General features: G+C 65.5%; 21 protein-coding genes and 1 pseudogene. 11 read left to right on the forward strand and 11 right to left on the reverse strand.

All coding sequences use genetic code 11. The annotated features are described in order from the left end of the window. Nucleotides 1–744, reverse strand: coding sequence for a GOLPH3/VPS74 family protein (locus tag AC5RTT_RS01370; RefSeq protein ID WP_494143691.1), 744 nt, complete (start codon nucleotides 742–744; stop codon nucleotides 1–3). A gap of 77 nt (nucleotides 745–821) precedes the next feature. Between AC5RTT_RS01370 and AC5RTT_RS01375 the strand changes: the two genes are divergently transcribed. The 4 genes from AC5RTT_RS01375 to AC5RTT_RS01390 all read left to right on the forward strand — a co-directional run bounded on the left by AC5RTT_RS01375 (nucleotide 822) and on the right by AC5RTT_RS01390 (nucleotide 5201). Continuing rightward, nucleotides 822–1181 carry a VOC family protein gene (locus AC5RTT_RS01375; protein WP_494143692.1) on the forward strand — a complete coding sequence of 120 codons (360 nt, stop codon included), beginning with the start codon at nucleotides 822–824 and terminating at the stop codon, nucleotides 1179–1181. Nucleotides 1182–1213: 32 nt separating this feature from the next. After that, nucleotides 1214–1687, forward strand: coding sequence for a GNAT family N-acetyltransferase (locus AC5RTT_RS01380; protein ID WP_494143693.1), 474 nt, complete (start codon nucleotides 1214–1216; stop codon nucleotides 1685–1687). Between the two features lie 290 nt (nucleotides 1688–1977). Continuing rightward, nucleotides 1978–3321: a pectate lyase family protein gene (locus tag AC5RTT_RS01385; RefSeq protein ID WP_494143694.1), complete on the forward strand. Its 1344-nt coding sequence runs from the start codon at nucleotides 1978–1980 to the stop codon at nucleotides 3319–3321. Next, nucleotides 3321–5201: a pectinesterase family protein gene (locus AC5RTT_RS01390; protein WP_494143695.1), complete on the forward strand. Its 1881-nt coding sequence runs from the start codon at nucleotides 3321–3323 to the stop codon at nucleotides 5199–5201. The genes AC5RTT_RS01385 and AC5RTT_RS01390 overlap by 1 nt, the downstream gene beginning before the upstream one ends. 74 nt (nucleotides 5202–5275) lie before the next feature. Here AC5RTT_RS01390 and AC5RTT_RS01395 read toward each other — a convergent pair whose 3' ends face one another. Further along, entirely contained in the window at nucleotides 5276–6400 is a 1125-nt protein-coding gene (locus AC5RTT_RS01395; protein WP_494143696.1) for a response regulator, read from the reverse strand. A 240-nt stretch (nucleotides 6401–6640) separates the two neighbouring features. Here AC5RTT_RS01395 and AC5RTT_RS01400 point away from each other — a divergent pair, with 240 nt between their 5' ends. Further along, nucleotides 6641–7645: a matrixin family metalloprotease gene (locus AC5RTT_RS01400; protein ID WP_494143697.1), complete on the forward strand. Its 1005-nt coding sequence runs from the start codon at nucleotides 6641–6643 to the stop codon at nucleotides 7643–7645. 127 nt (nucleotides 7646–7772) lie between these two features. Here the strand turns inward: AC5RTT_RS01400 and AC5RTT_RS01405 are convergent, their stop codons facing one another. Together AC5RTT_RS01405 and AC5RTT_RS01410 are read right to left on the reverse strand one after the other, a co-directional pair. Then, entirely contained in the window at nucleotides 7773–8246 is a 474-nt protein-coding gene (locus AC5RTT_RS01405; RefSeq protein ID WP_494051813.1) for an SRPBCC family protein, read from the reverse strand. A gap of 203 nt (nucleotides 8247–8449) precedes the next feature. Further along, complete coding sequence (locus AC5RTT_RS01410; protein WP_494143698.1) at nucleotides 8450–9745, reverse strand: wax ester/triacylglycerol synthase domain-containing protein; 1296 nt, start codon at nucleotides 9743–9745, stop codon at nucleotides 8450–8452. Nucleotides 9746–9919: 174 nt separating this feature from the next. Here AC5RTT_RS01410 and AC5RTT_RS01415 point away from each other — a divergent pair, with 174 nt between their 5' ends. Next, a complete protein-coding gene (locus tag AC5RTT_RS01415; RefSeq protein ID WP_494143699.1) occupies nucleotides 9920–10477 on the forward strand; it encodes a hypothetical protein in 558 nt (185 codons plus the stop codon). Continuing rightward, complete coding sequence (locus AC5RTT_RS01420; RefSeq protein WP_494143700.1) at nucleotides 10474–13350, forward strand: ATP-binding cassette domain-containing protein; 2877 nt, start codon at nucleotides 10474–10476, stop codon at nucleotides 13348–13350. The genes AC5RTT_RS01415 and AC5RTT_RS01420 overlap by 4 nt, the downstream gene beginning before the upstream one ends. 46 nt (nucleotides 13351–13396) lie before the next feature. Here AC5RTT_RS01420 and AC5RTT_RS01425 read toward each other — a convergent pair whose 3' ends face one another. The 3 genes from AC5RTT_RS01425 to metH form a co-directional block, all read right to left on the reverse strand. Then, nucleotides 13397–14560, reverse strand: a complete 1164-nt coding sequence (locus AC5RTT_RS01425; RefSeq protein ID WP_494143701.1) for an alpha/beta fold hydrolase — start codon at nucleotides 14558–14560, stop codon at nucleotides 13397–13399. Between the two features lie 77 nt (nucleotides 14561–14637). Next, the gene (locus AC5RTT_RS01430) at nucleotides 14638–15870 is read right to left on the reverse strand and encodes a saccharopine dehydrogenase family protein (RefSeq protein WP_494143702.1); all 1233 of its coding nucleotides are present in this window, start codon (nucleotides 15868–15870) and stop codon (nucleotides 14638–14640) included. Nucleotides 15871–15952: 82 nt separating this feature from the next. After that, entirely contained in the window at nucleotides 15953–19603 is a 3651-nt protein-coding gene (metH, locus tag AC5RTT_RS01435) for a methionine synthase (protein WP_494143703.1), read from the reverse strand. A 371-nt stretch (nucleotides 19604–19974) separates the two neighbouring features. Between metH and AC5RTT_RS01440 the strand changes: the two genes are divergently transcribed. Beyond that, complete coding sequence (locus AC5RTT_RS01440) at nucleotides 19975–20556, forward strand: hypothetical protein (protein ID WP_494143704.1); 582 nt, start codon at nucleotides 19975–19977, stop codon at nucleotides 20554–20556. Between the two features lie 93 nt (nucleotides 20557–20649). On the opposite strand, the gene kilB is transcribed toward AC5RTT_RS01440, so the two are convergent. From kilB to AC5RTT_RS01455, 3 genes and pseudogenes are all read right to left on the reverse strand, one after another. Next, complete coding sequence (gene kilB / locus AC5RTT_RS01445; protein WP_494143705.1) at nucleotides 20650–21105, reverse strand: plasmid transfer protein KilB; 456 nt, start codon at nucleotides 21103–21105, stop codon at nucleotides 20650–20652. Nucleotides 21106–21321: 216 nt separating this feature from the next. Further along, a pseudogene (locus AC5RTT_RS01450) lies at nucleotides 21322–21545 on the reverse strand (ATP-binding cassette domain-containing protein); the annotation flags it as partial. Nucleotides 21546–21623: 78 nt separating this feature from the next. After that, nucleotides 21624–21848: a cupin domain-containing protein gene (locus AC5RTT_RS01455; RefSeq protein ID WP_494143706.1), complete on the reverse strand. Its 225-nt coding sequence runs from the start codon at nucleotides 21846–21848 to the stop codon at nucleotides 21624–21626. Between the two features lie 364 nt (nucleotides 21849–22212). Between AC5RTT_RS01455 and AC5RTT_RS01460 the strand changes: the two genes are divergently transcribed. Together AC5RTT_RS01460 and AC5RTT_RS01465 are read left to right on the forward strand one after the other, a co-directional pair. Further along, on the forward strand, nucleotides 22213–23139 hold the full coding sequence (locus tag AC5RTT_RS01460; RefSeq protein WP_494143707.1) for an ABC transporter substrate-binding protein: 927 nt from the start codon (nucleotides 22213–22215) through the stop codon (nucleotides 23137–23139). A gap of 170 nt (nucleotides 23140–23309) precedes the next feature. Further along, a complete protein-coding gene (locus AC5RTT_RS01465) occupies nucleotides 23310–23984 on the forward strand; it encodes a GntR family transcriptional regulator (protein WP_494143708.1) in 675 nt (224 codons plus the stop codon). A gap of 59 nt (nucleotides 23985–24043) precedes the next feature. Here the strand turns inward: AC5RTT_RS01465 and AC5RTT_RS01470 are convergent, their stop codons facing one another. Then, nucleotides 24044–24718, reverse strand: coding sequence for a haloacid dehalogenase type II (locus tag AC5RTT_RS01470; protein ID WP_494143709.1), 675 nt, complete (start codon nucleotides 24716–24718; stop codon nucleotides 24044–24046). 126 nt (nucleotides 24719–24844) lie between these two features. Between AC5RTT_RS01470 and AC5RTT_RS01475 the strand changes: the two genes are divergently transcribed. Continuing rightward, nucleotides 24845–26032: a phosphotransferase gene (locus AC5RTT_RS01475; protein WP_494143710.1), complete on the forward strand. Its 1188-nt coding sequence runs from the start codon at nucleotides 24845–24847 to the stop codon at nucleotides 26030–26032. Nucleotides 26033–26060: the final 28 nt, after the last annotated feature.

The following is a 26060-nucleotide window of genomic DNA, read 5'->3' on the forward strand; positions in this document are numbered from 1 at the left end:
CTACAGGGTTGCGGCTTCTTCCTCCGCGAGCCTGATCATGCGCAGCTCGTCCTCCACAGCGCGGGCCGGCCAGTAGTCCTTGGCAAGCTCGTCCGCCCATACCCTGTCCGCCGCCGGGAAGAGCTTGGGAAGCAGCCCGGCCGCCTCGATCAGCGCGATCAGGGCCAGGGTCCTGGGTTCGTGTGCCTTGGCTGCAGGCTTCGCAGAGGCAGGGGCAGCGTCAGGAACTCCGGCGGCAGAGGCAGCGTTGACTGCTTCCATGGAGTCCGGCACCTGGGGAGGTGCCGACGTATCGCTGAATGCGGCTTCGAGCTTTTTCAACAAAGCCGCTTCCGGAGCGTGGTCCTTTTCCGGGTAGCGCACGGTCTGGAAGACCCCAAGGTGCTTCTCCCCCACATGCTCCACGATGCCCCGGGACACCATTCCCTCGTAGACCCGCTGCACTTCCGCCCGGCCCTCCAACATGGAAACCCAGGCCTTGGGTGTGTGCGGCCGTGACTTATGGCGGATGAGGTCCAGTTCGTGCTGGAAATCCGTGGCGGGGGTGGTGCCCGTGGCCCGGACGTGCTTCCCCTGCAGGCGGATGGCGCCGATCATGTCCAGCTCGGCGAGGATCGCCCCGGCCAGGGTGGTCCGCAGCGCGAACACCGGCACTTCGAGTTTTCCGTCTTGATCGTTCGTGGCCAGCAGGAGGAAGGCCTGGGGCAGGTTCAGCTCTACGGCTCCGGATGTTTGGGCGTCCATATGACCATGGTGCGCCCGGCCGGCCGCTCCCACAATGCCCGCAGACAGGTTCTGCCCGGCCGGTTTAGGCTGGGCAAATGTTGACCATCGGCACCCTTGTCCTCGGCGTCAATGACGTCGCCCGCGCCACCGACTTCTGGCACGCTGCCCTCGGCTATGTCCCCCGCGAACCCGGTGATGACACCTGGGTAACCCTTGTTCCGGCGTCGGGCCCGGGAGCCCAGCTCTCGCTGATGCGCAGCGAGACGCCGGTCCAGGAGCGCCCGCGCGTCCACCTGGACCTGTACGCGGATGACCAGGCGGCGGAGGTGGAGCGGCTGGTCTCGCTCGGAGCCCGGCGGGTGGACTGGGACCTGTACCCGGAGGACCCGGACTTCCTTGTCCTCGAGGACCCCGACGGGAACCGCTTCTGCGTGATCGACAAGAGCGCGGGGTAGCTGCCCGGGCCGCTGCCGGTACATTGGAGGCGATGATTTCGATTGACCGGGACGATCCCGCACGCGCTGACGTCCGCCAGCTCCTGAGCGAGCACCTGGCGGACATGTTCGCCACCTCGCCGGCAGAGAGCGTCCACGCACTGGACCACTCCGCGTTGTCCGCACCCTCCATCACGTTTTGGACCGCCCGCGAGAACGCAGCGCTGCTGGAGTGCGGCGCCCTCAAGCTCCTGGGACGGGCGCCCGGCGCGGCCCGGGACGGCGAGATCAAGTCCATGCGCACCGCGGCGGGCGCACGCGGACGGGGCGTTGCCACCCTGATGCTCCGGCATATCCTCGACGACGCCCGCGCGCGGAACCTTGAACACGTCTGCCTCGAGACCGGAACCGAGGACTACTTCGCCCCCGCGCGGCGCCTGTATGCGCGGCACGGCTTCACCGAATGCCCGCCGTTTGCGGACTACTCGCTGGATCCCAACAGCGTGTTCATGGAGCTCCGGCTCTAACCGAGCCGGATGACAGGTCGAGGTCCTGCTCGACGGCGGTCCGGTCAGGACATGCAGTTCGTGTCCGGCTCGATGGCCCAAGCCAGGCGGTGGAGTGCACTGGCGGCATGACCGCGGGTGACTTCCCTGAACTGTCCCTACATTCGGGAAAACGCTTGCTGAGAAACCGGTTTCTCGATAGTCTCCCTATCAGGGCCCGTACGTGACCGGCGTCATAGCAGCCGCCGGCAGGGGCGCGAGTTCATTCCAATGACGGAAGAGAGAACATGCGAAAAAGCAGCACCTTATCCATGTCCGCAGCCGTGGCAGTAGCTGCAGCACTGATGGTCTCGGCTCCGGCAGGAGCGTCGCCCAACCCGGCGTCCGACCCCGCAGCCCAGACGGCCCAGACGCCGCTGGAGCGCCAGGTTCTCGCCGAGGGGAACGGCTGGGCATCTGCCGGAACTGGCACCACCGGAGGTTCCGCGGCAACGGACGCCAACGTCTATGACGTCTCCACCAAAGCAGAGCTTCAGGCCGTACTCGCGGCCACCGGAACCGCCCCGAAAATCGTGCGGGTCCACGGAACTATTGATGCCAACACGGCACCCGACGGTTCCGCCATGACCTGTGAGAACTACGCCGAAGGCACCGGCTACAGCCTGCAGCAGTACCTTCAGGATTACGACCCCGCCACTTACGGGCGCAGCCAGGGTCCCGTCGGCGCGCAGGAAACCGCCCGGAAGGCAGCCGCCACTAAGCAGGCCCTGAACATCCGCATCGACATTCCCAGCAACACCACCATCGTCGGCGCCACCCCGGAGAGCACCATCACCGGCGCAGCACTGCGGATCAACGGCGCCAGCAACGTGATCGTCCGCAACCTCACGGTAAGGGATGCCCACGACTGCTTCCCGTCCTGGGATCCGACCGACGGCGCCGAAGGCAACTGGAACAGCGAATACGACATGCTCCAAGTGGTCAACAGAGCCACCAATGTCTGGATCGACCACTCCGAATTCACCGACGCCCCCAACCTGGACAGCTCCCAGCCGCTCTACTTCGGCCGCCCCTACCAGGTGCATGACGGCGCGGTGGACGTCACCAACGGCTCGGACCTGGTGACCATGTCCTACAACCGTTTCGCGGACCATGACAAGCTGCTCCTGATCGGCTCCACCGATTCACCCGGACGCGGCGACCCGGGCAAGCTGCGGGTCACCATCCACCACAACGTCTTCGAAAATGTGGGCCAGCGCGCCCCGCGGGTCCGCTTCGGCCAGGTGGACGTCTACAACAACCACTTCAAGGTGAACGCGGACAGCACCGTCCCCTACGGTTACACCTTCGGCGCCGGGTTCGATTCCCACCTGTACGCGGAGGCCAACGCGTTCACGTTGCCGGCCGGCGTGGAGACAGCGGACCTCATCACCCGCTTCAAGGGAACCGCGATCACTACAGTAGGCAACGCCGTCAACGGGAAGATCACCGACCTTCGCGCCGCCTACAACGCCGCTGCCGCGCCCGCGGACCAGCTGGCGGAAGACACATCCTGGACCCCGACTCTGCGTACGCAGGTCCACCCGGCGCAGGCCGTCCCGGCCCTGCTCCAGAACAACACCGGACCGGTCTTCACCGCAGGAGGGGGACACTGATGGCCGCGATTCTGCCCACCCGGCGGGCTGTCCTCACCTCCCTGGGGCTGACCGCAGGGGTTATGGCCCTCTCCGGCACGGGCGTGGCCGGCGCAATCGCCAAAGCGAACACGGATCCAACCAAACCCCGCACCAGGCCGGTGATCTTCGTGGTCGGGGACTCGACGTCGTCGGCGTACCAGCAGTCCGAGCGGCCCCGCGCCGGATGGGGGCAGGCGCTGCCGCTCCTGCTGGGGCCGCAGGCCACCGTCTTCGACTACGCCTGGTCCGGCGCCTCCTCGAAGAGCTTTGCGGACGCCGGCCTGCTGGACCGGGTGCTGGCGCTGATGCAGCCGGGCGACTATCTGCTGATCTCCTTCGGCCACAACGACGAAAAGGTGGCGGACCCGGCGCGGGGCACGCTCCCGGACACCTCCTACAAGGAGTATCTGAGCCGGTACATCGACGGTGCCAGGGCCCGCGGGGGCAAGCCCGTGCTGGTCACCAGCGTGGAACGCCGCCGTTTCGATTCCTTTGGAACCGCCCAGGATTCGCACGGCGCCTACCCGCAAGCCGTGCGGGAACTCGCTGCCTCCACCGGTACCCCGCTGGTGGACCTGACGGCTTCCTCCAAGCAGCTGTGGCAGCAGCTGGGACCGGAGGGCACCAAGGAACACTTCCTCTTCCTGGCTCCGGGCAAGCACCCGCAGTATCCGCAAGGCTCGGAGGACAACACGCACTTCCAGGCCGCCGGCGCCCTGGCCGTTGCCAAGCTGGTAGCCCGCGAACTCCAGGCCAAGCAGATCGTCCCGCCGGGCTACTTCCTGAACATCGACGCCGGCACGGACCCCCTGCTCGGCATGTACTGGCCTGCTGAACGCCCGGTCGACCTCCCGGTGACACTCGACGTCGGACCGGGCCGGACCTTCGCGACCGTGCAGGCCGCCGTCGACTCCGTTCCGTCCAACAGCACCCAGCGGACCGTGATCCGAATCCATCCCGGCACCTACCGGGAGATGATCCGGGTGCCCAGCAGCAAGCCGCGGATCTCGTTCATCGGGCAGGGCGGCAGACCGGAGGACGTGGTGCTGGTCTTCAACAACGCCTCCGGCACACCCAAGCCGGACGGCACGGGAAATTACGGCACCTCCGGCAGTGCCTCGGTCCGGATCGATGGCCCCGACTTCGAGGCCCGGAACCTGACCATCAGCAACGATTTCGACGAGGCCGCCAACATGGGCATGAAGGACCGGCAAGCGGTGGCGCTGCACATCACGGCCGACCGGTCCGTGCTGTCCAACGTCAGGATGCTGGGCAACCAGGACACCCTGCTGGTCAATTCGCCGGGCACGGGGGTCCCGGCCCGCTTCTACTTCGACAAGTGCTATGTGGAAGGGGACGTGGACTTCATCTTCGGGCGCGGCACTGCCGTTTTCAGCGGCTGCGAGATCAAGTCTTTGGACCGCGGTTCGGCGACGAACAACGGGTACGTCACGGCGGGAAGCCAGGACCTGTCCATCAAGTACGGCTACCTCTTTGACCAGTGCCGGCTGGTCTCGGATGCTGGAGCCAACAGCGTCCACCTGGGCAGGCCGTGGCACCCCGGCGGCGATCCCCGCGCGGTAGCCCAGGTCCTGGTCAGGGACTCCTGGCTCGGCGCCCACATTTCGGGGACGCCGTGGACGGACATGAGCGGCTTCTCCTGGCGGGAGGCGCGGTTCCACGAATACAACAACAACGGCCCCGGCGCGCAGGTGACCGCCGACCGCCCGCAGTTGCCCGCAGGCGAGGCGGGCAACTACACGGTCCGGAGCTATCTGCAAAGTACGGACGGCTGGGCGCCGCAGCTCGCCGGCACCGCGGCGGACAGCAGCTTGGTGCCAGTGGCCGCAGGCGCCTAAGCCGGGGCGGACGACGGCGGGACCTCCCGCCGTCGTCCGTTCCCCTTTATCGCTGGCGGGTGGAAAGGTGCGCCCTACGGCGATCCGAGGTAGATGCTGACGGTGGTCCCGCCGATGGGGCTGGGAGAAATCTCCAGCCTTCCCCCGTGGGCGGCAGCGATCCGGGCGCAGGTGGCCAGGCCCAGCCCCGTGCCGGCCGGATCGCCGTCGCGGTGCAGGCGGACCAGCGGTTCAACCACCTTGCGCCGATCCCCGGCGTCGATGCCCTTGCCGTTGTCCTGTACCCGCACTGCGACGCCCGCTCCAGCGGCGTGGCCCGTGACGGTGATGACCGGGGGAACTTCGGGACGGCGGTAGGCCACGGCGTTCTGGATCAGGTTCTGCAGGGCCACGCGCAGCTGGCTTTCGTCAGCGTCGAAAGCGAAATCCTCACAGTGCACCACGGCATCGGCTTCCCGCAGGCCCAGCCGCAGGTCCTGGGTGACTTCCTCCACGAGGTTGGCCAGCGAAAGCCGGGCCCTGGACAGCGAACCGCCGATGGAAGCGAATGCCAGCAGCTCCTCGACCATGGACAGCATCCGACGCGCGCTGCCACCCACGATTTCCAGGTACTCGGCCGCCTCCTCGGTGTGGCCGGATTCTGCGTCCGTGGCACCCAGCTCGACATAGCCCAGGATGGACGTGAGCGGATTTCGAAGGTCATGGCTGACCCGCCCGGTGAATTCAGCGAGCCGTTCATTGCTATCCTTGGCCTCATCCAGCGCGTCGGCCAGGGCGTGGTGGACTGCTGTCACACGCCGGGCGGCCAGCAGGCGCGTGTGAAGGACGAAGGGGTCCAGCGGCTTGCTGATGTAGTCGTCCGCTCCGGCCCGCATTCCTTCCAGCACGTCCTCCTGCGCGCCATGGGAGGTCAGCAGCACCACGTACGTGTAGGAACTTGCTTCCGAGGCCCGGATGGCGCGGCAGAGGTCAAACCCGTTGAGCCCCGGCATCACCAGGTCGCTGACCACCACCTGCGGGCGCCACTCCTGGAACAGCTGCCACGCCGTCGCGCCATCCGCGGCCACGATGCATTGGTGCCCGTACTTCTCGACGGCGGCCTTGGCCACCAGCAGCGATCCCGCGTCATCGTCGGCCACCAGCACCGTCATTGATGCCTGGGGATCGTCCGGCACGCCGGGAGCCTTTACGGCTGCCATGTCAAGCGCAGGCCTTCCCGTCGCAGTCCAGTTCGAATCAAGTGCCATGATGCCCCCGGCCATTCATCGTCACGCACGGCCACCCAGCGGCCCGCTGGTGCTATCGTCCCACGGAAAAGGCCCTGCCGGGACGGCAACGGTGCGTTTGGCATCATGACACTTTCCTCGCGGCTGTGACGAAGGGCCACTATGCTGAGCGGACCATCGAAGGAGATGGTTTGGGGGAACAAGGGGGCGCTGGTGGCAGCAGGTTTTGGCGGGAGCAATTCTTCCGGGGGGCGCGGCAACCCGGGCGGAACCCCTGGGGTACGGCGGTCCCCGAGCGGACGCATCCCCCAGTGGGCAATTGACGAGGCCCTCGGAAAGCTTGATTCGCCTGATCCCTGGCGGACACCTCCCGCAGCAGGCACCGGAAAACGCCGCGGTTTCCGTAGAACAAGACCGGCGCGCACCCGCAGGTGGAGCTCAAGGACAGCCACCGTCCTGGGCCTCGCGCTCGTGGTGGGCCTCTACTTCACTCCCACGCTGTTCAACAGGTTCGTCCTCTCGGCAGCGCTGCCCCATCTGCCCGGCTCCGAGGTCCCTCCGCCGGGGTTTGAAGCCGCATCCTCTCCACTGGGTGTCCCTGCTGCCACCACCGGCTCATCGGCCTATGTCCTGCAGGAGTCGCCGGACCCCGGCCAGCCCTTTGTCGCCTACGACCCGTGCCGGCCCCTCCACTACGTGGTCCGGCAGGACTTCGCGCTGCCGGGATCGGAGCAGCTCATTCATGAGTCTGTGGCCTCCGTGTCCGCTGCCACGGGGTTGCAGTTCGTGTTCGACGGATCCACCGATGAGGCGCCCTCGGATACCCGCGATACCTACCAGCCCGACCGCTACGGCAAGAAGTGGGCCCCGATCCTGATCGCGTGGTCCACACCGGAAGAAACACCCGGGCTGGCGGGAAAAATTGCGGGAACCGGCGGCAGCTCAGCCATACAGGTCGAAGGCGAGCCCTACGTCTACGTCACGGGCCAGGTGCATCTCGACGCGCCCGGCCTGGCAGAAACACTGGCATACCCGGACGGCCCCGCCCTGGTAAGGGCGGTCATCATGCACGAGTTGGGGCACGTGATCGGGCTGGACCACGTGGACGACCCCACCCAGCTGATGTACGCAGAGAACTCCGGGCAGCTGGACTTCGGCGCAGGCGACCGGGCGGGACTGGCCTTGCTGGGGACCGGAGAGTGCGTCCCGCAGCTGTAACCTGTGGCTGGAATTGCCTCGAAGGCAACCAGGACAAAAGAAAAACGGACGACGGCGGGTGGGCACCCGCCGTCGTCCGCTTCCTGTTTGTGGGGCATTGCTTCCCCAACTGGTCCCGCCGGCACTCCTAGAACTGCCCGGTGGGGCCGGTGTCCTTGACTTCGCCGCGCCAGCCACCGGTTTCGGTGCCGCGCGACTCAATGAAGGCCTTGAACTTGCGCATGTCGGCCTTCACCTGCATCTCGTCGATCTTCAGTGCCGCGCCGGCTTTTTCGGTGACGGTCTCCGGGGCCCATTCGAAGTGGACCCTGACCTTGGTGTGGTTGGCATCCACCGGCGTGAACCTGATGATGCCGGCGTGGGACTTGCCGTCGGTGCTGCGCCAGGCGATCCGGTCGTCAGGTTCCTGGTCCACGATTTCGGTATCGAATTCGCGTTTGACACCACCCACCTTGGTGACCCAGTGGTTCGTCCGGTCGGTCAGCTGGGTTACGGATTCCACACCGGACATGAACTGCGGAAAGGATTCGAACTGGGTCCACTGGTTGTACGCGGTCCGCACCGGGACATCGACTTCCACGGTCTCTTCGACGTGTTCCATCTGCTTCCTCCTTCTGACGGGCGGCAGCAACAGCGGACTGGCAGCATTTGCCTTCCTGCCAGTCAGGCAGCCGCCACATTTGCACCATAAATCCGGCCGCTGCCCGTGTCCAGACCCCGAACGACGGCGGGTGGGCACCCGCCGTCGGCCGCTCAGCTTCGGTCCCTAGCAGCTGAAGGGGACCTTCTCCCAGGACGGGCGGTTCAACAACGAGGGGCTGGCGGTATCTTGCCAAGACGCGCCATCTCCTCGCCCATGGCAGACGCAAAAACGTCGCCCGGCACGTTGGATGCGTCGAAGTGGATTCCGCAACACAGATTGCCGCCATATGAGACCGCCGCAACGCCGAGACGCACGTTGCCGGCGAGAACTGCAACGGGCCAGAGAGCGGCAACCGGGGCTCCCGCGAGGCGGAAAGTTCCTTCCGGACCAGGCACATTGGTGACGAACCCGGCAACCAGATGCTGCCGCCGGGCGAGGCGGTCCATGACGCGCGCGCCGATCGGACCGCGCATAAACTCCAGGGTTCCTTGGTCCCTTGCGCGCAGCTTCTCCTCCCGGGTCTGGGCGGCGATAAGCCGCAAGCGTTCGTCGGGATCGGGCTCGCCGAGCGGAAGCCGCACAAGCATGACTCCCACTTGGTTCCCTGCAGACCCGCGGCGGCGCAGCGCCACCGGCTCTGACACAGGCAGCCAGGCGGGAATCGGTTCGCCGGCAGCCATCAAGGCCGCTCGGAAGCCGGATGCGGACGCTGCAAGCAGTGCGTCATTTACCGTGGCAGCCCGCGGACGTACCGCCGTCTCCAGGGCTTCGATTTCTGCCTGCAGAAAAGCGACGCCGCGGTGCGCGCTGCGCTCACCGAGCAGCACCGTGCCGCCCACACCACGGCCCCATAGGGTCTTTCGGATGCGGCGCAGCCCGATTGTAAGCCGACCCAGGGCGCGGCGTGGATCGTTCGTGGGATGGTACTGCGGTACCTTTGCTGGCCGGTGTGGAGTCGTCTCGTTCGCCGGCCCCGGCTCGCCCGGATCAAAGAGCCGCTGCGCAATCACCGCCGCTGTCATCCCGTCCGCCACCGCATGGTGGATGCGCAGCACCACACCAAGTCCCGTCGCGCCCGCGCCAGGTACCACCAGGATCTCCCACAATGGACGGTCCCAGGGGAGCGGCTGGCTCATCAGATCGGCACATTTGTCCTGAAATCCCGCAAGACCATCGACAGGCTCCACCACACGGATGTGATGTTCGAGGTCGGGCACTGATTCGCTCCAGTAATGTTGGCGCCCCATCTGGGTTGCCCTTCGGTTGAGCGCCGGCAACTGAGCAATCCGCCCGCGGAGAGCCGCCCGCAGCCCTGCCCTGTCCACTGTGCCGTCCGGAGCCAGGAAACCACCCGGCCCGAGTACGCAGGCGACGAGGAACACGTTGACCTGCCCGGCGTGGTCGAGCACCAGGTTCGCCTCATCAGCAGGGGCCAGTTTTTGCGTCGCTGAGCGCATTCTTTGACAGTAGCCGTGACAGACCGGCTTGTCAGTCCAGGATCCGTGACCGGCCGCGGCAGTCCTCGGGTCGCTACCGTCACCTGGGAATTAGGGACCTCCGGCTCGTTCAAGCCGGCGTCACACAACGTGGCGGCATCCCGATCCTGACTTGCCACGCCCTACCCTTATCAGGTGACTTTGACTAACATCCGCACCGCCGCCGCGAGCTCCCTCGCCGCCGCAGGTCTCCTGTTTTCCCTCGCCGCCTGTTCAGCACCGGCCGCCACCCAGCCCGCCGCCTCCGCACCGGCCACCACCGCCGCGGCGTCGTCCGCCGCAGCCTCCGGGGACTGCGACGGCGTGCAGGTCATCGTGGATTCCGGCGCCCTGAAGCAGGATGCCGCCGACACCTCCACGTGCGTGTCCGCCACCGAGCCCACCGTGGCATCTGAAATTCTCGCCGAGGCGGACATCAAAACCGAGGGCACCGAGCAGTACCCCACCGAGCTGGTCTGCCGGGTGAACGGCGTGCCCGCCGCGGACCTCGACATCACCCACAAGGCCGGCACGTACCGCGAAGAATGCAAGGGCATGCCCGCCGCTTTCGCGTACTGGTCCCTCTGGGTCAAGCCGGCCGACGGTGAGTGGGCCTACGCCCAGGAAGGCCTCGCCACCCTGAAGGTGAGCCCCGGCGAGAGCCTGGAACTGCTCTACACGGTGGACGGCGAACCGGCCGCACCCAAGGCATGACCTTCCGACCCGCGCCGCTACGTGCTGGGGTGGCCCTGGCCGCCATCTTCATCGCGGCGCGGGTCATCTACCGCGTCCTCTTCAACGGCGCCAGCAGGGGCACCCCGGTCCTGCTCGACCTGCCGCCGGTGCGGCTGCCCGCGCCGTACGCGCATGTAGTGCTCTTCGGCGCGGTCACGGGATCCGGCCTGTGGGAGGCGGTCCTGTCCGCCCTGCCGATTGCCGGCATCATCCTGGGCTTCGGCATCCTCAACTCCTTCGTGGACGTGGCCCGCGGCTTCGTCCACCTGGCCCGCGGCGGCCCCATGCAGGGGATCGCCCGGATGCTGGTGGTGGCGTGGGCTGCGCTGCCGGCCCTTGCGGACGCCGTGCACTCGGTGCGCCTGGCCTTCCGGCTACGGGGCGAACGCTTCGGGCCCCGCGCCCTTGTTCCCGTGCTCGAGCGGACCCTCGAGCACGCCGGCCGGGTTGCCGCCGCCCTGGAGCTCCGCGGGTTTGGCAGCCGGGTGTCCCACCAGCCCGCACGCGGCGCCCCAGAAGCGGTCCTGATCCGGGACGCGCACTTCCGCATCGGTGAGGCGCAGGTGTATGTCTCCGAATTCGCGCCGCCACCCGGGTCCATCACTGTCATCACCGGGCCCACGGGTTCCGGGAAGTCCACCATCCTCCGCGGCATCGCCGGGCTCCTTTCCCATGCCGACGGCGGCGAGATCGCCGGCACGGTGCGCGTGGCCGGAGCAGACCGCGCCGCCACTCCCCCGCGCGATACCGCACGCCTGGTCGGCGTCGTCCTGCAGAACCCCCGCGCCGCCTTTGCCAGCACCAGGGTCCGGGACGAAATCTCCCTCGCTCTTGAGCTGCGCGGCGTGCCGTCCGAAGCGTCGAAGGCACGGGTGCTGGAGGTCGCGGAGAGCGTCGGGGTGACCGCGCTGCTGGACCGCAACCTCAGTACCCTCTCGGCAGGTGAAGCTACGCTTGTGGCCATCGCTGCCGCCGTCGTCGAACATCCCGCCCTGCTCCTGGTGGACGAGCCCCTGGCCGACCTCGACACCGCAGCCCGCACACGCGTCACCGCCGTGCTGCACGCCCTCGCCCACGACGCAGGTGTCTGCGTCATCGTCGCGGAGCATCGCGCGGAGCCGCTCGTGCCCGTCGCCGACTCCTGGTGGACCATCGACGACGGCACATTGATCCCAACTGCAGGGGTCCAGGGTGCCACGCCGTCCGCCTCTCCGCGGCCTGCTGACGTCCGCCCGTCCCCGGCCGAGCAGCCGCAGGACGAACCTGTTTTGGCGGCGGCGAACCTCGCGGTGCACCGCAAGGGCCAGCCGCTGGTGCGCGACGCGTCCCTCACCCTGCACCGCGGCGAAGTGGTGGCCCTGGTGGGGCCAAACGGCGCCGGAAAGTCGTCCCTTCTGGTGGCGCTCGCCCTCCGCGAGGGTAAGGCCGGTGACGGTATCAGCGGGAACATCTCCTCCGACGGCGGCCGGGTGGCCCTGGTGCCGGACGCCTCGGACGACCTTTTTACCCGGGACACCGTTGCCGGCGAGCTCCGCGCTGCTGAGCGCCGCCTTGCACGCCGAAAGGACGGCGGCCAGCCCGCCTCCGGCTTTGCGGCGTCCCACCTTGCCCGGCTGCGGGGAGACGTGGCAATCCCAATCGGGCACGAGCATCCCCGGGATCTTTCAGCTGGCGAGCGCCGGATCCTGGCCATCGCGCTGCAGACCATGGACGATCCGCAGGTTCTCCTGATCGATGAACCCACCCGCGGGCTTGATCCGGCGGCCCGCACGGCAGTAGCCGCAACACTGCGGGCTGCGGCGGACGCGGGCGCGGCCGTCCTGATCGCCACCCACGACCTCGATTTCGCGCAGCGTCTCGGCGCCCGGATCCTGCCGATGCGTGACGGCGTCGCGCCTGCACCTACCGTCGAAGCAGCCCCGTCCAGTGCCGCGGCAGCCAGCGCCGCCCCAGCACGCATCGCGACACCGCAGTTCACGGACCGGCGGACGGAGCTTCCCGGTGCCGTGAAACCGCGCCGCATCCAGCTGCCGCGCGCCGTCGAGCTTCCGGTCCTCGCGGCCGCGAACCTGCTGGCGCTTGGTGCGTTCTGCTGGCCGCTGCTCGCCACGGCCCTCCCGCAGGATGCCGCCGCAGCCGTCCCATACGCAGCGCTGGCCATCGCACCCCTGGCCGCCATCGCCGTCGTCCTGTCCCTCGACGGGTCCGTCCGCTCGGCACACATGGTGGCGCTGCTCGGCGTCCTGGCAGCCGTCGGTTCGGCGGTACGGGTGGCGAGTACCGGCGTCGGGGGCGTGGAGGCGGTCTTTATCCTGCTGATCCTGGCCGGCCGCGCGTTCGGTGCCCGCTTCGGCCTCCTGCTGGGCGCCGCCACCATCGCCGTCTCCAGCGTGCTGTGGGGCGGGATCGGGCCGTGGACGCCGTTCCAGATCTTCGCCTGCGCGTGGGTGGGTGCCGGGGCCGGCCTGCTCCCCCGGCGGGTGCGCGGTAAGGCGGAGCTGTGGATGCTGTGCGGCTACGGCGCGGTGGCGTCCTACTTGTTCGGCCTGCTGACCAACCTGTGGTTCTGGCCCTTCGCCGTCGGCGCCGGCACGGGCATCTCGTACCAGCCGGGGGCGCCGCTCAGCACCAACCTGTCCAGCTTCCTGCTGTACTCGCTGGTCACGTCGACGGCGGGCTGGGACACCCTGCGCGCGGTCACCACGATCATCGGCATAACGGTGATCGGACGGGCCGTGCTCGCCGCGTTCCGGCGGGTGAAGCCGGTCTCCAGCGCGGGCCCAAGATTGGGAGGCCTAGCCCCGCAGCCTCGGTCAAACCAAGACAGGGACAGGCTTCAATTCAGGGCCTGATTACACCGCTGGAAACCCACCCGCACGGTGCGCGAAACTCGAGGCGCTACTCCCGAACCTCAATGCCAGGGTGGCCTGCAGCCCGCAACCAGGCGGTGAGAACCTCGCAGGCGAGCTCGAGGTTTCCCATTTGGCAGTGCTGGTCGGCCTGCTCCGCCCGGGTAAACAAACGTGTCGTGACGCTTCTGGCTCCCGTGAGCGCTTTTGCCTGCGCTTGGGTCAGCGCCGGTGGTTGGAAGGCGTCATGCTCGCCACACATCAGCAGTACATCCTGGTTCACCCGTCCGCTGTCCAGGTGCTCGGCGTTCATTCCCATGAACCAGTCGACAACGGCGGCCGGATCGTCGCTGTCGAGCATGTACAGGACCTGATTCACCACCACGCGAAGGGTCGGCAACAGCCGGGCACGGGTGCGCACGCTCCAGCGCATGAAGCGCCGGTGCCGCAACATCGTACGGACCGGTCTTCGCAAGACGGGTGGGACCCGGTACAGCCAGTCGTATACCGGTGGCCAAGCCACCACACTGTGGATGCGAGGCTCACGTCCTGCGGCACGCAATGCCCAGTACCCGCCCATCGAGATGCCGACGAGTGCGGCCCGGTCGAGACGGAAGTGGTCCAACACGGCCCCTACCGGTTTCTCCCAGTCATGGTCGAAGGTGAGCCCGTTCAACGTCCGGGCACCACCTTGTCCCGGCCCCTCGAAGGCGATCACGTCGAAACCGGCGGCAGCGAGACGCTGGCAGATGGGGAAGAACTCCTCGATCAAGGAGTCGAACCCGCCGTGCAACAGCACAGTCTGACCAGTTGGTGTCCCGGCCGCCGGAAGCGAATAGGCCGGCAGCGAAGCATTGGCATAGGGGATCTGGTAACGGACGATCGCGGCCTCCCCGAATGCGCTATCGAAGAGCTTCAGATAGCGGCGGTAGCGATTGGTTTTCTCCGCCGACTGCGGCGGCGTGAAGAATTCCGCGATCCTCGCATAACCCGCCGCATGCCGCCGCCGGGCCCCGGCGGCAGCCCGGCTCGATAAGGCTTCGAACTCTGTGACACAGTCGTCCATCGACCGTATGCGTGCCGCGGCGTCGACAAGCTCATGGCGGTCGGCGAAACCCAGCGCATGGGCCCGATTGAGTTGGTAGTTGACGAAGTCCCGTCGATGGAACTGTTCGAACCCCACTGGCAAAGCTACAAGCTCGGGAGCGCCCATATCGCCAGCGTACTCCTGGGATGGCGTGGCGCAGCCGTGTGATTGCCCCGTTACCGGGTGACTTGAGGGACCTCGGTTCAGTCGAGTTTGGTTACCTGGTACGTGTGGCCGGCCGCACGGAGTCGCTGTATGAGCACGTTGCCGAGTGCGGTGGCCGGTGTCAGTGACCCTTTGGCGGTCGGCAGCCGGTCACCGTCGAGGGCAAGAGCGAGTGCAGTCTCACCTGCCATTACGGCGGTGGCGGCATAGCCGGGATCACCGGGGCCGGCAGCAATCGCCTGGTATCGGTGCCCGTCCTCGGTGCGGGCGGTCACCTGGGAGTGGAACCAGCCCGCGCGCTGCGTGCTGGTGCTCGGACCCGTACCTGGTGCCGGCAGACAGCGGTCGAGCACCCGCCGGGTGGGCGGGAACACCATCGCGCCCGTGAATGCCCGGAGCCCGAGGGCGATTGCCCTGGCGATGACTGCTCCTGCCGGTCCGGGGGCCACCCCCATCACCTCGCCGTACTGAAGGGAGCGGCCGTAGGCCCAGCCCTGCAATGCGTTGCTGCGGCGCACAATCCGGGTGTTGACCGGGGCCATGATGAAAGGCGCGGTCCAGGTGCCGTCAGCGGAACGGCGCACAGGACCGGCGTCAGGAGGCTGTGGTGTCGTCGGCTCCCGTGAGCGGTCCGGGCTCAGAGCGTAGGGGTCCGCGGCTAATGACCTCAGGGCGGTGCTCGTTCTCATCGCGTCGAGCTGCCCGCGCATCGATTCGAGCGTGCCTCCGCTGATGCCAGCCTTGGCCGTAGCAACGAGTTGGACCTCGACCAGGCCGCCAGCGTCATCTGCTTCTGCCGCCTGATGAAGCAGCAGCAAGGCGAGGTCGGACGGCACGGAGTCGTAGCCGCAGGAGTGCACTACCCGTGCCCCGCTCGTCCTGGCCACAGCGTCATAGCGATCGATCGCCTCCCGGATGAAGGACACCTCACCGGCGAGGTCGGCGTAGTGGGTACCGGCCCGTGCGCAGGCGCCGACGACAGGTAGCCCATGTTTCGCGTATGGACCGACGGTTGTGAAGAGCACCCGTGTGCCCGCGGCCAGGGCGGCGATCGAGTCCGCGTCCTCCGAGTCGGCTTCGATAAGGGCCCATCCGTGCGCCGCGACCGGCAACTCCGACCGAACCGCCCCGAGCCTGGACCTCGACCGGCCCGCGAGTCCGACTCGCACACCGGCCGGTGCATGCTCCGCGAGGTAGCCGGCGATCAGTCGGCCAACGAAACCCGTCGCTCCGTAAAGAACAAGGTCATGTTCCCGAGATGAGGTGTCCATAACTGCAGCCTCTCACAGCGGCATCTCCACGCCGACACACGGCTCCTCCGCCTTGCCACGCCAACCGCAGACCGGCACCAGCTCACACCTTGAAGTACTTCGCCTCCGGGTGGTGGAACACGAACGCGTCGGTGGACTGCTCGGGGTGCAGCATCAGCTCGTCGCTGAGGACCACGCCCATCCGCTCGGGCTTCAGGAGCTCGGTCACCTTGCGGCGGTCCTCCATGTCCGGGCACGCGGGGTAGCCGAGCGAGAAACGGGCACCGCGGTAGTCAAGCTTGAAATACCCGGCCGTGTCCTTCGGTTCCTCGGCGGCGAAGCCCAGTTCCTTGCGAATACGGGCGTGCCAGAATTCGGCCAGCGCCTCGGTGAGCTGCATGACCAGGCCGTTGAGCTCGTAGTAGTCGCGGTAGTGGTTTCCGGCGAACATCTCGGCGGTGAACTCGTCGATCTTCGAGCCGGCCGTAACCAGCTGCACGGGCAGCACGTCGATCTGCCCGGATTCGCGGGACTTCACGAAGTCGGCCAGGCACAGGTGCCGGTCGCGGCGCTGGCGCGGGAAGTCGAAGCGCAGCCGGTCGGTGCCGATCGGGCCGCCTGAACCGCCGTCGGGGGCGAGCAGGCCCGCGGTGCCCAGGACGCCGTCGCGGTCCTCACCGTGGTGGAGCACCACCACCTGTTCCCCTTCGGAAACGACGGGGAAGTAGCCGTAGGCGACGGAGGCGTCCAGCATGCCTTCGGCGAGGATGCGGTCCAGCCAGTAGCGCAGGCGCGGCCGGCCCTCGCGTTCCACCAGTTCCTCGTAGGAGGCGCCGTCCTCGCCGCGGCCGGGCTTGAGGCCCCACTGGCCCATGAAGGTGGCGCGTTCGTCCAGGAACGCGGCGAAGTCGTGGAGCGCGACGCCGCGCACGATGCGGGTGCCCCAGAACGGCGGGGCGGGCACGGGGTTGTCGTCCGCGACGTCGGACCGGCCGGGCATGGCCTCCGGCTCGGTCACCGTGAACTTCGCGCCGCCCTTGTGGATGCGCTTCTTCAGCGGCGGCAGGCCGACGTCGTCCGGGGACTCGCCGCGGGCCACGCGCACCAGCGGCTCCATGAGGGAAAGGCCCTCGAAGGCGTCCTTGGCGTACCGGACGGTACCGTCAAACTGCTCCGCGAGGTCCTGCTCCACGTAGGCGCGGGTCAGGGCGGCGCCGCCCAGGATCACCGGCCACTTCTTGGCCAAGCCGCGGGACTGCAGCTCGGCGAGGTTTTCCTTCATCACCACGGTGGACTTCACCAGCAGCCCGGACATGCCGATCACGTCGGCGTCGTGTTCCTCGGCCGCGGCGATGATCTCGGCGATGCCCTGCTTGATGCCGATGTTGACAACCTTGTAGCCGTTGTTGGTGAGGATGATGTCCACCAGGTTCTTGCCGATATCGTGCACGTCGCCGCGCACGGTGGCGATCACCATGGTGCCCTTGCCGGACGAGTCGGACTTCTCCATGTGCGGCTCGAGCAGGGCGACGGCGTTCTTCATCACCTCGGCGGACTGCAGCACGAACGGCAGCTGCATCTCGCCGGCACCGAAGCGCTCACCCACCACCTTCATGCCCTCGAGCAGGTGGTCGTTGATGATGCCGAGCGGGGTCAGGCCCTCGCTGCGGGCCAGGTCCAGGTCCTCCTCGAGGCCCTTGCCTTCGCCGTCGATGATGCGCCGTTCCAAGCGGGCGCCCGTGGGCAGCGCCGCGAGTTCGGCGGCGCGCTGGTCCTTGAGCGCCGCGGTGTCGACGCCGGCAAACATGTCCAGCATGATGGCGAGCGGATCGTAGGTGGTGTTGCCGTCGGCGTCGTATTCACGGCGGTCCCAGACCAGGTCCAGGGCCACCTTGCGCTGGTCTTCCGGGATCGACGCGAGCGGAACGATCTTGGCGGCGTCGATGATGCCGCTGGTCAGGCCCGCTTCGGTGGCCTCGTGGAGGAAGACCGAGTTCAGGACGATGCGCGCGGCCGGGTTCAGGCCGAAGGAGACGTTGGAGACGCCCAGGGTGGTGTTGATGCCGGGGTACTTGGCGGTGATCTGGCGGATGGCCTCGATGGTTTCGATGCCGTCCCGGCGGGTTTCTTCCTGGCCGGTGGCAACGGGGAAGGTCAGCGCGTCAACGATGATGTCCTCGACTCGCATGCCCCATTCGCCCACCAGGGCGTCGACGAGGCGGGAGGCGATGGCCACCTTGCCCTCGGTGGTGCGGGCCTGGCCCTGCTCGTCGATGGTCAGCGCGATGACGGCGGTGCCGTGTTCCTTGACCAGCGGCATGATGCGGGCGAAGCGGCTGTTGGGGCCGTCGCCGTCCTCGTAGTTGACGGAGTTGACCACCGGACGGCCGCCGATGAGTTCCAGGCCGGCCTGCAGGACAGGCGGTTCGGTGGAGTCGATGACCAGCGGCAGGGTGGAGGCCGACGCGAAACGGGAGACGATCTCCTTGACGTCGGCGACGCCGTCGCGCCCCACGTAGTCCACGCACACATCGAGCAGGTGCGCGCCGACGCGGATCTGCTCGCGGGCGATGTCCACGCAGTCGTCCCAGCGCTCTTCGAGCATGGCCTGGCGGAAGGCCTTGGAGCCGTTGGCATTGGTGCGCTCACCGATGGCCAGGTAGGCGGACTCCTGGTCGAAGTTCACGTGCTGGTAGAGGGAGGCGATGCCCGCTTCGCGCTCGGTGGGGACGCGGGCGGGCTGTGTCTTGCCGTCCGCGGTGGCGGGCACGGCTTTGGTGCGGAAGGGGGCAAGACGTTCGACGACGGCGGCCATGTGCTCCGGCGTCGTACCGCAGCAGCCGCCCACCAGGCCCAGGCCAAATTCGCGGACGAACTGCTCGTGCGCGGTGGCGAGCTCGGTGGGTGAGAGCGGGTAGTGCGCACCGTTGGCGCCGAGGACGGGCAGGCCGGCGTTGGGCATGCAGGCGATGGCGACGGAGGACTGTTTGGAGAGGTGGCGGAGGTGCTCGCTCATCTCGTCCGGGCCGGTGGCGCAGTTCAGGCCGATGGCGTCGACGCCGAGCGGTTCCAGGGCGGTGAGCGCGGCGCCGATTTCGGAGCCCATGAGCATGGTGCCGGTGGTCTCGACAGTTACCTCGACGAAGATGGGGAGGCGGACTCCCTTGGAGACGATGGCCTGCTTGCAGCCGTTGACCGCGGCCTTGGTCTGCAGGAGGTCCTGGCTGGTTTCGATGAGGAACGCGTCCGCGCCGCCGTCGATGAGGCCCTCGGCCTGCAGGGCGAAGGTCTGCTTGAGGTAGTCATAGCTGGTGTGGCCGAGGCTGGGGAGCTTGGTGCCCGGGCCCATGGAGCCGAGGACCCAGCGCATCCGGCCGTCTGTGGCTTCGGCCGCTTCGGCACGCTCGCGCGCGATCTTGGCGCCCTTTCGCGCCAGTTCCTCGATCCGGTCGTCGATGCCGTAGTCGGAGAGGTTGGACCAGTTGGCGCCGAAGGTGTTGGTTTCGACAGCGTCGATGCCTGTGGCGAAGTAGGCGTCGTGGATGTCGGCGATGACATCCGGGCGCGTGTCGTTGAGGATCTCGTTGCAGCCTTCCAGGTTCTGGAAGTCTGTTTCGAGGGACAGGTCCCGGCCCTGCAGCATGGTGCCCATGGCGCCGTCGGCGATGACCACGCTGTGGTTCACGGCGTCCAGGAGTTTCTGCGCGCGGGCAGGGCGGGGCACGGATTCGATGTCGAGCGCAAAACGAGGCATCTAAACAGGTTACGGGCGACACGCCGGAACATTGCTTCGTATGTCCGTGTACTACGACGGCAGGTGTCGGTCGTCATCAGGTGCCCCTTGTGCTTACTCCGGAAGTGGGCAGCTCATCTACAAGTCGCTTGCCATCTAGAGGATGGATACCGAAGACAGCAAAAAGAATGAGGCTGGGTCTAATAGGGTGGAGTGGATATTACGAGCCATTCAAGGAGCTTCGCTTGGTACTAATCCCACAGAATTCAGGAGAAGACTTCTCTGGACTCGTGTTAGATGTCCATACACCAGGAGCGCGAGGAATATATGACATCGATAAATCCCGTGACTCAATACGGGCTAGTACCGAAGAGTTTTTTCACGCCCGCGGAGTGGCAACAGCTGCAGGCTTCAGGCCAGGGATCGGCACGACCTCCGGCGGCCCGACCGGATGGATTGCGCAAGTAGCTAAATTTCTGCCCGCTGCCGGAAAGCTGATCCTTGCGACCACTACTACGGTTCGAGTTCTTAAAAAGCGCATCGCGGACTACAAAAAGAAGAAGATGCGCCCGTTCAGGCCGAGCATTGGCATTCACTTAGAAATGTGGCCTGCCATCGACGTCCGTCAGCGAACGTCCGTTTCCACACTGATTGAAACGCTTTCGATGCTTCCGGACCTTTGTAGGCATATCGATGAAAAGCATCCCGGCATGGAACTCACCTTTCTTGTTACGGGAAACAGTGAACGAATGACCGCTCCTGCCATCCGAATTGACTCTAATGCCTGCAGCTATTCCTCGGTGGTGAAGCTGGCGGCCATGGTGCGGAAGGGGCTCGAACGCCCTATCGCACCAACACATTTCACCTTGTCGCGCCATTGGGGCGTTCGGGAACGAGTACGCACCTATTGGGACGAAAACGAGGCCTTCCATCTGGTCTTCCTCTTCCCAGGAGATTTGCAAACCGTAAAGTAGGGCACCCTTCCTGCCTCGTAAAGAGGCTCAAGACCAGCAAATGGTTTCCAGGCCGACCTTCAATTTTGCTAAGGGGCCAGTGCAAAGTGTGCGTCACATAGTCTTCGAAGCCACTTCTACATCTGCGCGGGCCAATTCAACGAAGTCGTCCACCTCATCACGGCAGTCCTCGCCCAGACGGTTCAGTTCCTCCCGGTTTCCGACGTCCTTCAGCTCGGTGATTTTGTCCAAAATTTGCCGCCCCGACTCCCCCAGTCGCTTATCTCCCGTCAGAAGGCGAACGCCATAGTAGGCAGACCATGCTGAACTGCGCGTCCGGTGGACTTCATCGTCATTTGTCCGCTCTTCCAGTTGATGGTCTTCAAACCACTGATCCATGACGGCCCGACGATACTCCATCGCACTGGCAGCAAAGAGCTTGTAAGCCTCAATTCGCGACTCATGAAGCCGCACAGACACGGCCTTTCTCCGATCAAGAACATAAGTCAGGAAGGCACCAAGTAGCACACCGGCTAGGCCCCCAACGAGGCCGATAGTGGCAGGGTCCATCCCGTCAAACTAGCAACAGAATCTCGAGTGGAAAAGGCTGGAGGAGATCGAATCGATCGACGCGCAACCTTGAGTAAGTGCAAACAACTGATTCGAATGGAGCCACCACTGCGGCACAAGTCTTTCAGCGACTGTGGAGGGCTGCAGAGGGCGTCGTCTCCGACGAGGGCATGGATGAGGCTCGTACCCTCGCATCAGGCGCCGCGAAGTGGGCGGCCACCTATCCTGCAGCACCATCCCCATCCGTGAGCGCAGCTCGCGCCGCGGGACCGAGGTGACGTCCATGCCGTCGAGCGTTATCCTCCCCGCGTCCAGCTCGTAGAAGCGCATCATCAGGTTCACCAGCGTGGTTTTGCCTGCCCGGTGGGACCCACGATCGCCACCGTCTGCCCCGGCTCCGCCACCAAAGAAAGCCCGGAGATCGGCGACTGGTCTGGTGAATCCGCGTTGAACGAGAAACAGAAAGGAGGCCATGGGCAGCAACGGCTGCCCATGCCCTCCTTTCTCAGCCTTAGTGCCTACTGCTCGGCGTCTGCCGGGACGTTCTTGACAACCCACATCTTGCGAACTGTCTCGCGGATGGTCCAGTGACCCTCCCAGCCGGCGGAAGTCACGAAGAGGGTACCGGGCCCGATCTCAAAGCTGCTGCCGTCCGATTCAGTGATGGTTCCGCTCCCGCTGAGGATCTGGCAAATCTCGTCGTAGCCAGGCCGGGTGCTCTTGAATTCGCCCGGAGTAACCATCAGATCCCCGTCCTGAGATCCTCCCTGGCCCACAACTGGTGGGAAACTTCCGTCTGGCCGGGTAGTCGTTGAAGTCTCTTATACCGCTCTTATCAAATTTGGGGATGGTCTTCCGGACGCCCGCAGCAGCTAAAACCAGAGACATACGACGACGAAACGTTCGACGGCTCAACTGTTCTACTGTTGACAATTTCGAGAGAGCGGAGTTTTATGGTGTTTGGAACGAGAGCTGAATCACACCGGCGCTGAAGCGCAGACGGTTAGCAGCCCTCGTGGTGCCGCACCGATACCCCGAGCGGCAGGCATGGATAGAACTGCATTCTCAGCCGCACTTGCCGCTGAGCCCACTGAAGGGAAGCACATTATGGTCAGAAAAAAGATCCAGACGGTGGCCGCCGGACTCGCGGTCCTGTTGGCCCTGAGCGCTTGTGGCGGCGCTGCCACCGGCACCGAGGCGACAACGGACATTCCCAAGACGCAGAACACCCGGGACATCTCAGAAGGTGTCCAACCGGATGCGGAGGCGGTTGCCCTGCTGCCCGAGTCCTACAAGGCCAAGGGCGAGCTTACGGTCGCGATGGATCTGAGTTCCCCGCCCATGACGTTCCTCGCTGAGGACAATTCAACGCCCATAGGCGTGAACCCGGATCTGGCCCGACTGGTGGCAAAAAAGTTGGGGCTGAAGCTGAAATTCGAAAACACGGCCTTCGACACGATCGTCCCCGGCATCGACGGCGGCCGGTTCGACTTCACGGCGACCACCATGTCCGCCACAGAAGAGCGGCTGAAGGTCATGGACATGATCAACTACCTCAAGGGCGGCTCGGCCGTAGCGGTAACGAAGGGCAACCCGCTTAATCTGACCAACGACACCCTCTGCGGCAGGAACATCGGCGTGACCAAGGGTTCCACACAGCAACTCAAGCACCTGCCCAACGTCTCCAAGTGGACCTGCGAGGAAAAGGGGCAGCCTGCAATCAACGCAATCACCCTGCCCAACGTCCAGGAGGCTCTGACACAGCTGGACTCCAAGCGGATCGACGGCGTCTTCTACGACGCCAGCGGCCTGGCCTGGGCGGACGCTCAGCAGCCCGACCATTTCTCCATCCTGGAGCCCAGGATGGATACTCGGACGAATACCAACGTTGCCATGGGGCTGAAGAAGGGGTCGCCGTTGACGCCGGCCCTGCAGGCAGCCATCCAGTCGGTTCTCGAGAGCCCGGAGTACAAGGAATCCCTCGAGTACTGGGGCCTGGGCGAATCCGCCATCTCTGAAGCCGCGATCCGCTAGGGGCTGGCCCTAGTTACGCCCTGAGCGGGACGGGTCCGGAGTTGAAGCCACGGCTTTGGCTCCGGACCCGTTCGCGCGTGCGGGGCAGGCCCTGGCGGGGCAACGACCAGAGAAACTATTGGAAGGTGGTCCACTGCCCTACAGTTGACCACGCCTGTACGATGAGACGCATGGTTGAGCAGATCAAGATAGTGCACTCGTCCACCGTGCAGCAGGTTGCGGACGGGCTCACAGCCATGATCCTCAGCGGAGGGCTCAAGCCCGGTGAACGCCTCCGCGAGAGCCTCCTGGCGGAGAACCTCGGCCTCTCCAGGAATACGGTCCGCGAGGCGGTCCGCATCGTCCAGGCAGGCGGTCTTATCCGCCACCGCGCAAACCAGGGTGCCATCGTCTGGGACCCCACCGACGCGGAAATTATGGACGTATACAACGCGCGCTTTCATCTGGAGACCACCGCCGCGCGCAGCATCTCAGATAGCACCAACCTCGATGAGGTTCACGCCGCCATGGAGGAGTTCCGTGCCGTGCTGAAAACTGGAGACCCGTTCAAAATTGTCGAAAAGGACCTTGCGGTCCACAGCGCCATCGTCGGAATCCTCGGAAGCCAGAAGCTGAGGACGTTCTACCAGCAACTGGTGACCGAACTGCGGTACTTCATGTTTGTGCTTTCGATTGAGCACCACGAGTACGAGGACCCGGACTCACTCGAAGCCGAGCACCAGAACATCGTGGACGCCCTCGACTCGCGTGACCCCGCCCTGGCGGAGAAGGTCATCTCGGACACGATCATCCAGTACCGCGAATCGATCCGTGACGTTATCGCCAAGAGGCATTCGACAACATAAAAATAAAGACCGCGGCCTCAAGGCCGCGGTCTTTATTTTTATGTTCCGGTCGACTGGAACTACAGGCCGAGATGCTGGTTGATCTCGTCCAGGGACTTGACCGTATTGTAGTCGTAACCGCCGGTAATGGGGTCGTAGCCACGGTCCAGCACCCAGAGGTTGCGGAAGCCCATGTCGTGCATCGGATGCATGTCGTAGCGGGTGTGCGAGGCGATGTGCAGGAAGTCCTCCGGCTTTGCGTTCAAGGTGTCCAGCATGTATTCGAAGGCCTGGTAGCGCGGCTTGTACGCCTGCGCCTGCTCAGCAGTCAGCACCGCGTGGAAGTTAGCGCCCAGCTTGGGGATGCTGATGTCCAGGAAGCTGTCGTCCGCATTGGACAGGGCCACCAGCTTGTAGTTGTCGCCCATGAGCTTCAATGGAGCCGGTACGTCATCATGGGCACCAAAGCCGCGGACGGTCTCGGCGAACTCCGCGCCGGCGCCGGGAGTGGGGCCAATGCCAAAGAACCTGCAAACGCGGTCAAAGGAATTCTGGAGGATCTCCTCGTAGGGCTGGTAGTCGCCGAGGACCTCGTCGAAGCGGTATCCGCGGAAAACCTTCTTGAACGCCGGCCACTGCTCTTCCGGCAGCCTGCCCGCGAGCAGGCGGCGGGTAGTGGAATCCGTGTCCCAGTTGATCAGCGTGCCGTAGATATCAAAGGAGATGTACTTCGGCCGGGAGTTGTTGTCAGCCATGGTTTGTCCGTTCGTTGAGGTGTAGGCGGCCCTGCACAGGGCGGATGAATGGGTGATCAATACGGTCCTCCAAGGGAGTCCGCTCATAGAACGACTTTAAAACTCCACAAGCAAAATTGTCAACAGTTGAACAGTAGACCTGCCGGGCATTTCATTGCGCAGGCGGGGCGCGCGGTGTCATACTTTGTAGAACTGTTGAACAGCAGAGCACCGAGCATGTCGAATCTATTCACCAAGCGACAGGAGCCCAGAGCCATGGACGTCCGAACCGACTCCGATTTTTTTAATGCCGTGGTTGCAGAAAGCGGGCTCCTGACAGAGCAGTCGCAGCTCACTGACTCGACTGTGAAGCGACTCCTTGAGCGTTTCTACGGCCTGCAGGGGAAGCTGGTACGGATTCCCACGGAAAAGGACGAGACGTTCCGCCTTCAAGGCGGAGAAGAGGCCTTTCTGGTGAAGGTTTCCTCACCTGAAGAGGATCCAGGGATTGTCCAACTGCAGACGGCGTGCATGGTTCACCTGGAGCGGACCGCTCCCGGGTTGCCGGTCCAGCGCCTTGTCAGGAGCCTTGGCGGAGCCGCGGAAGTCCTCATCCCGGCGCCTACTGGCCCCTTCGACAGGGTGCTTCGGGTGATGCGCTTCATGCCGGGAGAGTTGCTGGCCAAGCACGACGCGTCCGCTGGCCATCTTCAGCTGGTTGGCTCAAGCCTGGCAAGCGTTGGCCTCGCCTTGCAGGACTTCGACCATCCGCGGGCGGACCGTCTGCTCCTTTGGGACCTCAAGCACTTTCATAGGGTGCGGTCGCTACTTGGCTACGTTGATGACAAGGAAAAGCGCTCCCTGGCCGAGGGCATTTTCGACCAGTTCGATGCAAAAGTAGTTCCACTACTGGATACCCTTCCCTCGCAGGTTGTCCATGGGGATTTCAGTCCGTTTAATGTCCTCGTCAACCCCAATAGCCCGGCCTACGTGACGGGGATTATCGATTTCGGCGACGTGGTCCGAACTCCCGTGATCTTCGACATCAGCGTGACCATGGCCAATTTGTTGGGAGCGAACCCCGAAAGCCCCTGGGAGCGCGCCCTGTCCGTCCTGGACGGATACCAAAGCGTCAACCCGCTGCCGGGACAGGAGTTTGAAGCCCTGGTGGTCTCGGCCCAGGCCCGCCTCCTGCTGCGGGCACTGATTACACAGTGGCGGGCCAGACACCTGCCCCAAAGGCGCGATTATCTCCTCTCCCACTCGAAACCGGATTGGGACCGGCTCGCCGCCACAGCCGCAGCCCCTGCACCAAACTGCCCTTTCACACCCTGAGTCAGACACCCTAGCCGTCAAGGAGAAA

It is taken from the genome of Arthrobacter sp. Y3221157 (assembly GCF_059089865.1).

Excerpts from the sequence above, each read along its gene's own strand:
- AC5RTT_RS01420 (WP_494143700.1), top strand. The coding sequence starts at position 10,474 with ATGACCTTCCGACCCGCGCCGCTACGTGCTGGGGTGGCCCTGGCCGCC.
- AC5RTT_RS01430 (WP_494143702.1), bottom strand. The coding sequence starts at position 15,870 with ATGGACACCTCATCTCGGGAACATGACCTTGTTCTTTACGGAGCGACG.
- AC5RTT_RS01455 (WP_494143706.1), bottom strand. The coding sequence starts at position 21,848 with ATGGTTACTCCGGGCGAATTCAAGAGCACCCGGCCTGGCTACGACGAG.
- AC5RTT_RS01460 (WP_494143707.1), top strand. The coding sequence starts at position 22,213 with ATGGTCAGAAAAAAGATCCAGACGGTGGCCGCCGGACTCGCGGTCCTG.
- AC5RTT_RS01370 (WP_494143691.1), bottom strand. The coding sequence starts at position 744 with ATGGACGCCCAAACATCCGGAGCCGTAGAGCTGAACCTGCCCCAGGCC.
- AC5RTT_RS01390 (WP_494143695.1), top strand. The coding sequence starts at position 3,321 with ATGGCCGCGATTCTGCCCACCCGGCGGGCTGTCCTCACCTCCCTGGGG.
- AC5RTT_RS01385 (WP_494143694.1), top strand. The coding sequence starts at position 1,978 with ATGTCCGCAGCCGTGGCAGTAGCTGCAGCACTGATGGTCTCGGCTCCG.
- metH (WP_494143703.1), bottom strand. The coding sequence starts at position 19,603 with ATGCCTCGTTTTGCGCTCGACATCGAATCCGTGCCCCGCCCTGCCCGC.
- AC5RTT_RS01375 (WP_494143692.1), top strand. The coding sequence starts at position 822 with ATGTTGACCATCGGCACCCTTGTCCTCGGCGTCAATGACGTCGCCCGC.
- AC5RTT_RS01380 (WP_494143693.1), top strand. The coding sequence starts at position 1,214 with ATGATTTCGATTGACCGGGACGATCCCGCACGCGCTGACGTCCGCCAG.
- AC5RTT_RS01410 (WP_494143698.1), bottom strand. The coding sequence starts at position 9,745 with ATGCGCTCAGCGACGCAAAAACTGGCCCCTGCTGATGAGGCGAACCTG.
- AC5RTT_RS01470 (WP_494143709.1), bottom strand. The coding sequence starts at position 24,718 with ATGGCTGACAACAACTCCCGGCCGAAGTACATCTCCTTTGATATCTAC.
- AC5RTT_RS01425 (WP_494143701.1), bottom strand. The coding sequence starts at position 14,560 with ATGGGCGCTCCCGAGCTTGTAGCTTTGCCAGTGGGGTTCGAACAGTTC.
- kilB (WP_494143705.1), bottom strand. The coding sequence starts at position 21,105 with ATGGACCCTGCCACTATCGGCCTCGTTGGGGGCCTAGCCGGTGTGCTA.
- AC5RTT_RS01465 (WP_494143708.1), top strand. The coding sequence starts at position 23,310 with ATGGTTGAGCAGATCAAGATAGTGCACTCGTCCACCGTGCAGCAGGTT.
- AC5RTT_RS01395 (WP_494143696.1), bottom strand. The coding sequence starts at position 6,400 with ATGGCAGCCGTAAAGGCTCCCGGCGTGCCGGACGATCCCCAGGCATCA.
- AC5RTT_RS01405 (WP_494051813.1), bottom strand. The coding sequence starts at position 8,246 with ATGGAACACGTCGAAGAGACCGTGGAAGTCGATGTCCCGGTGCGGACC.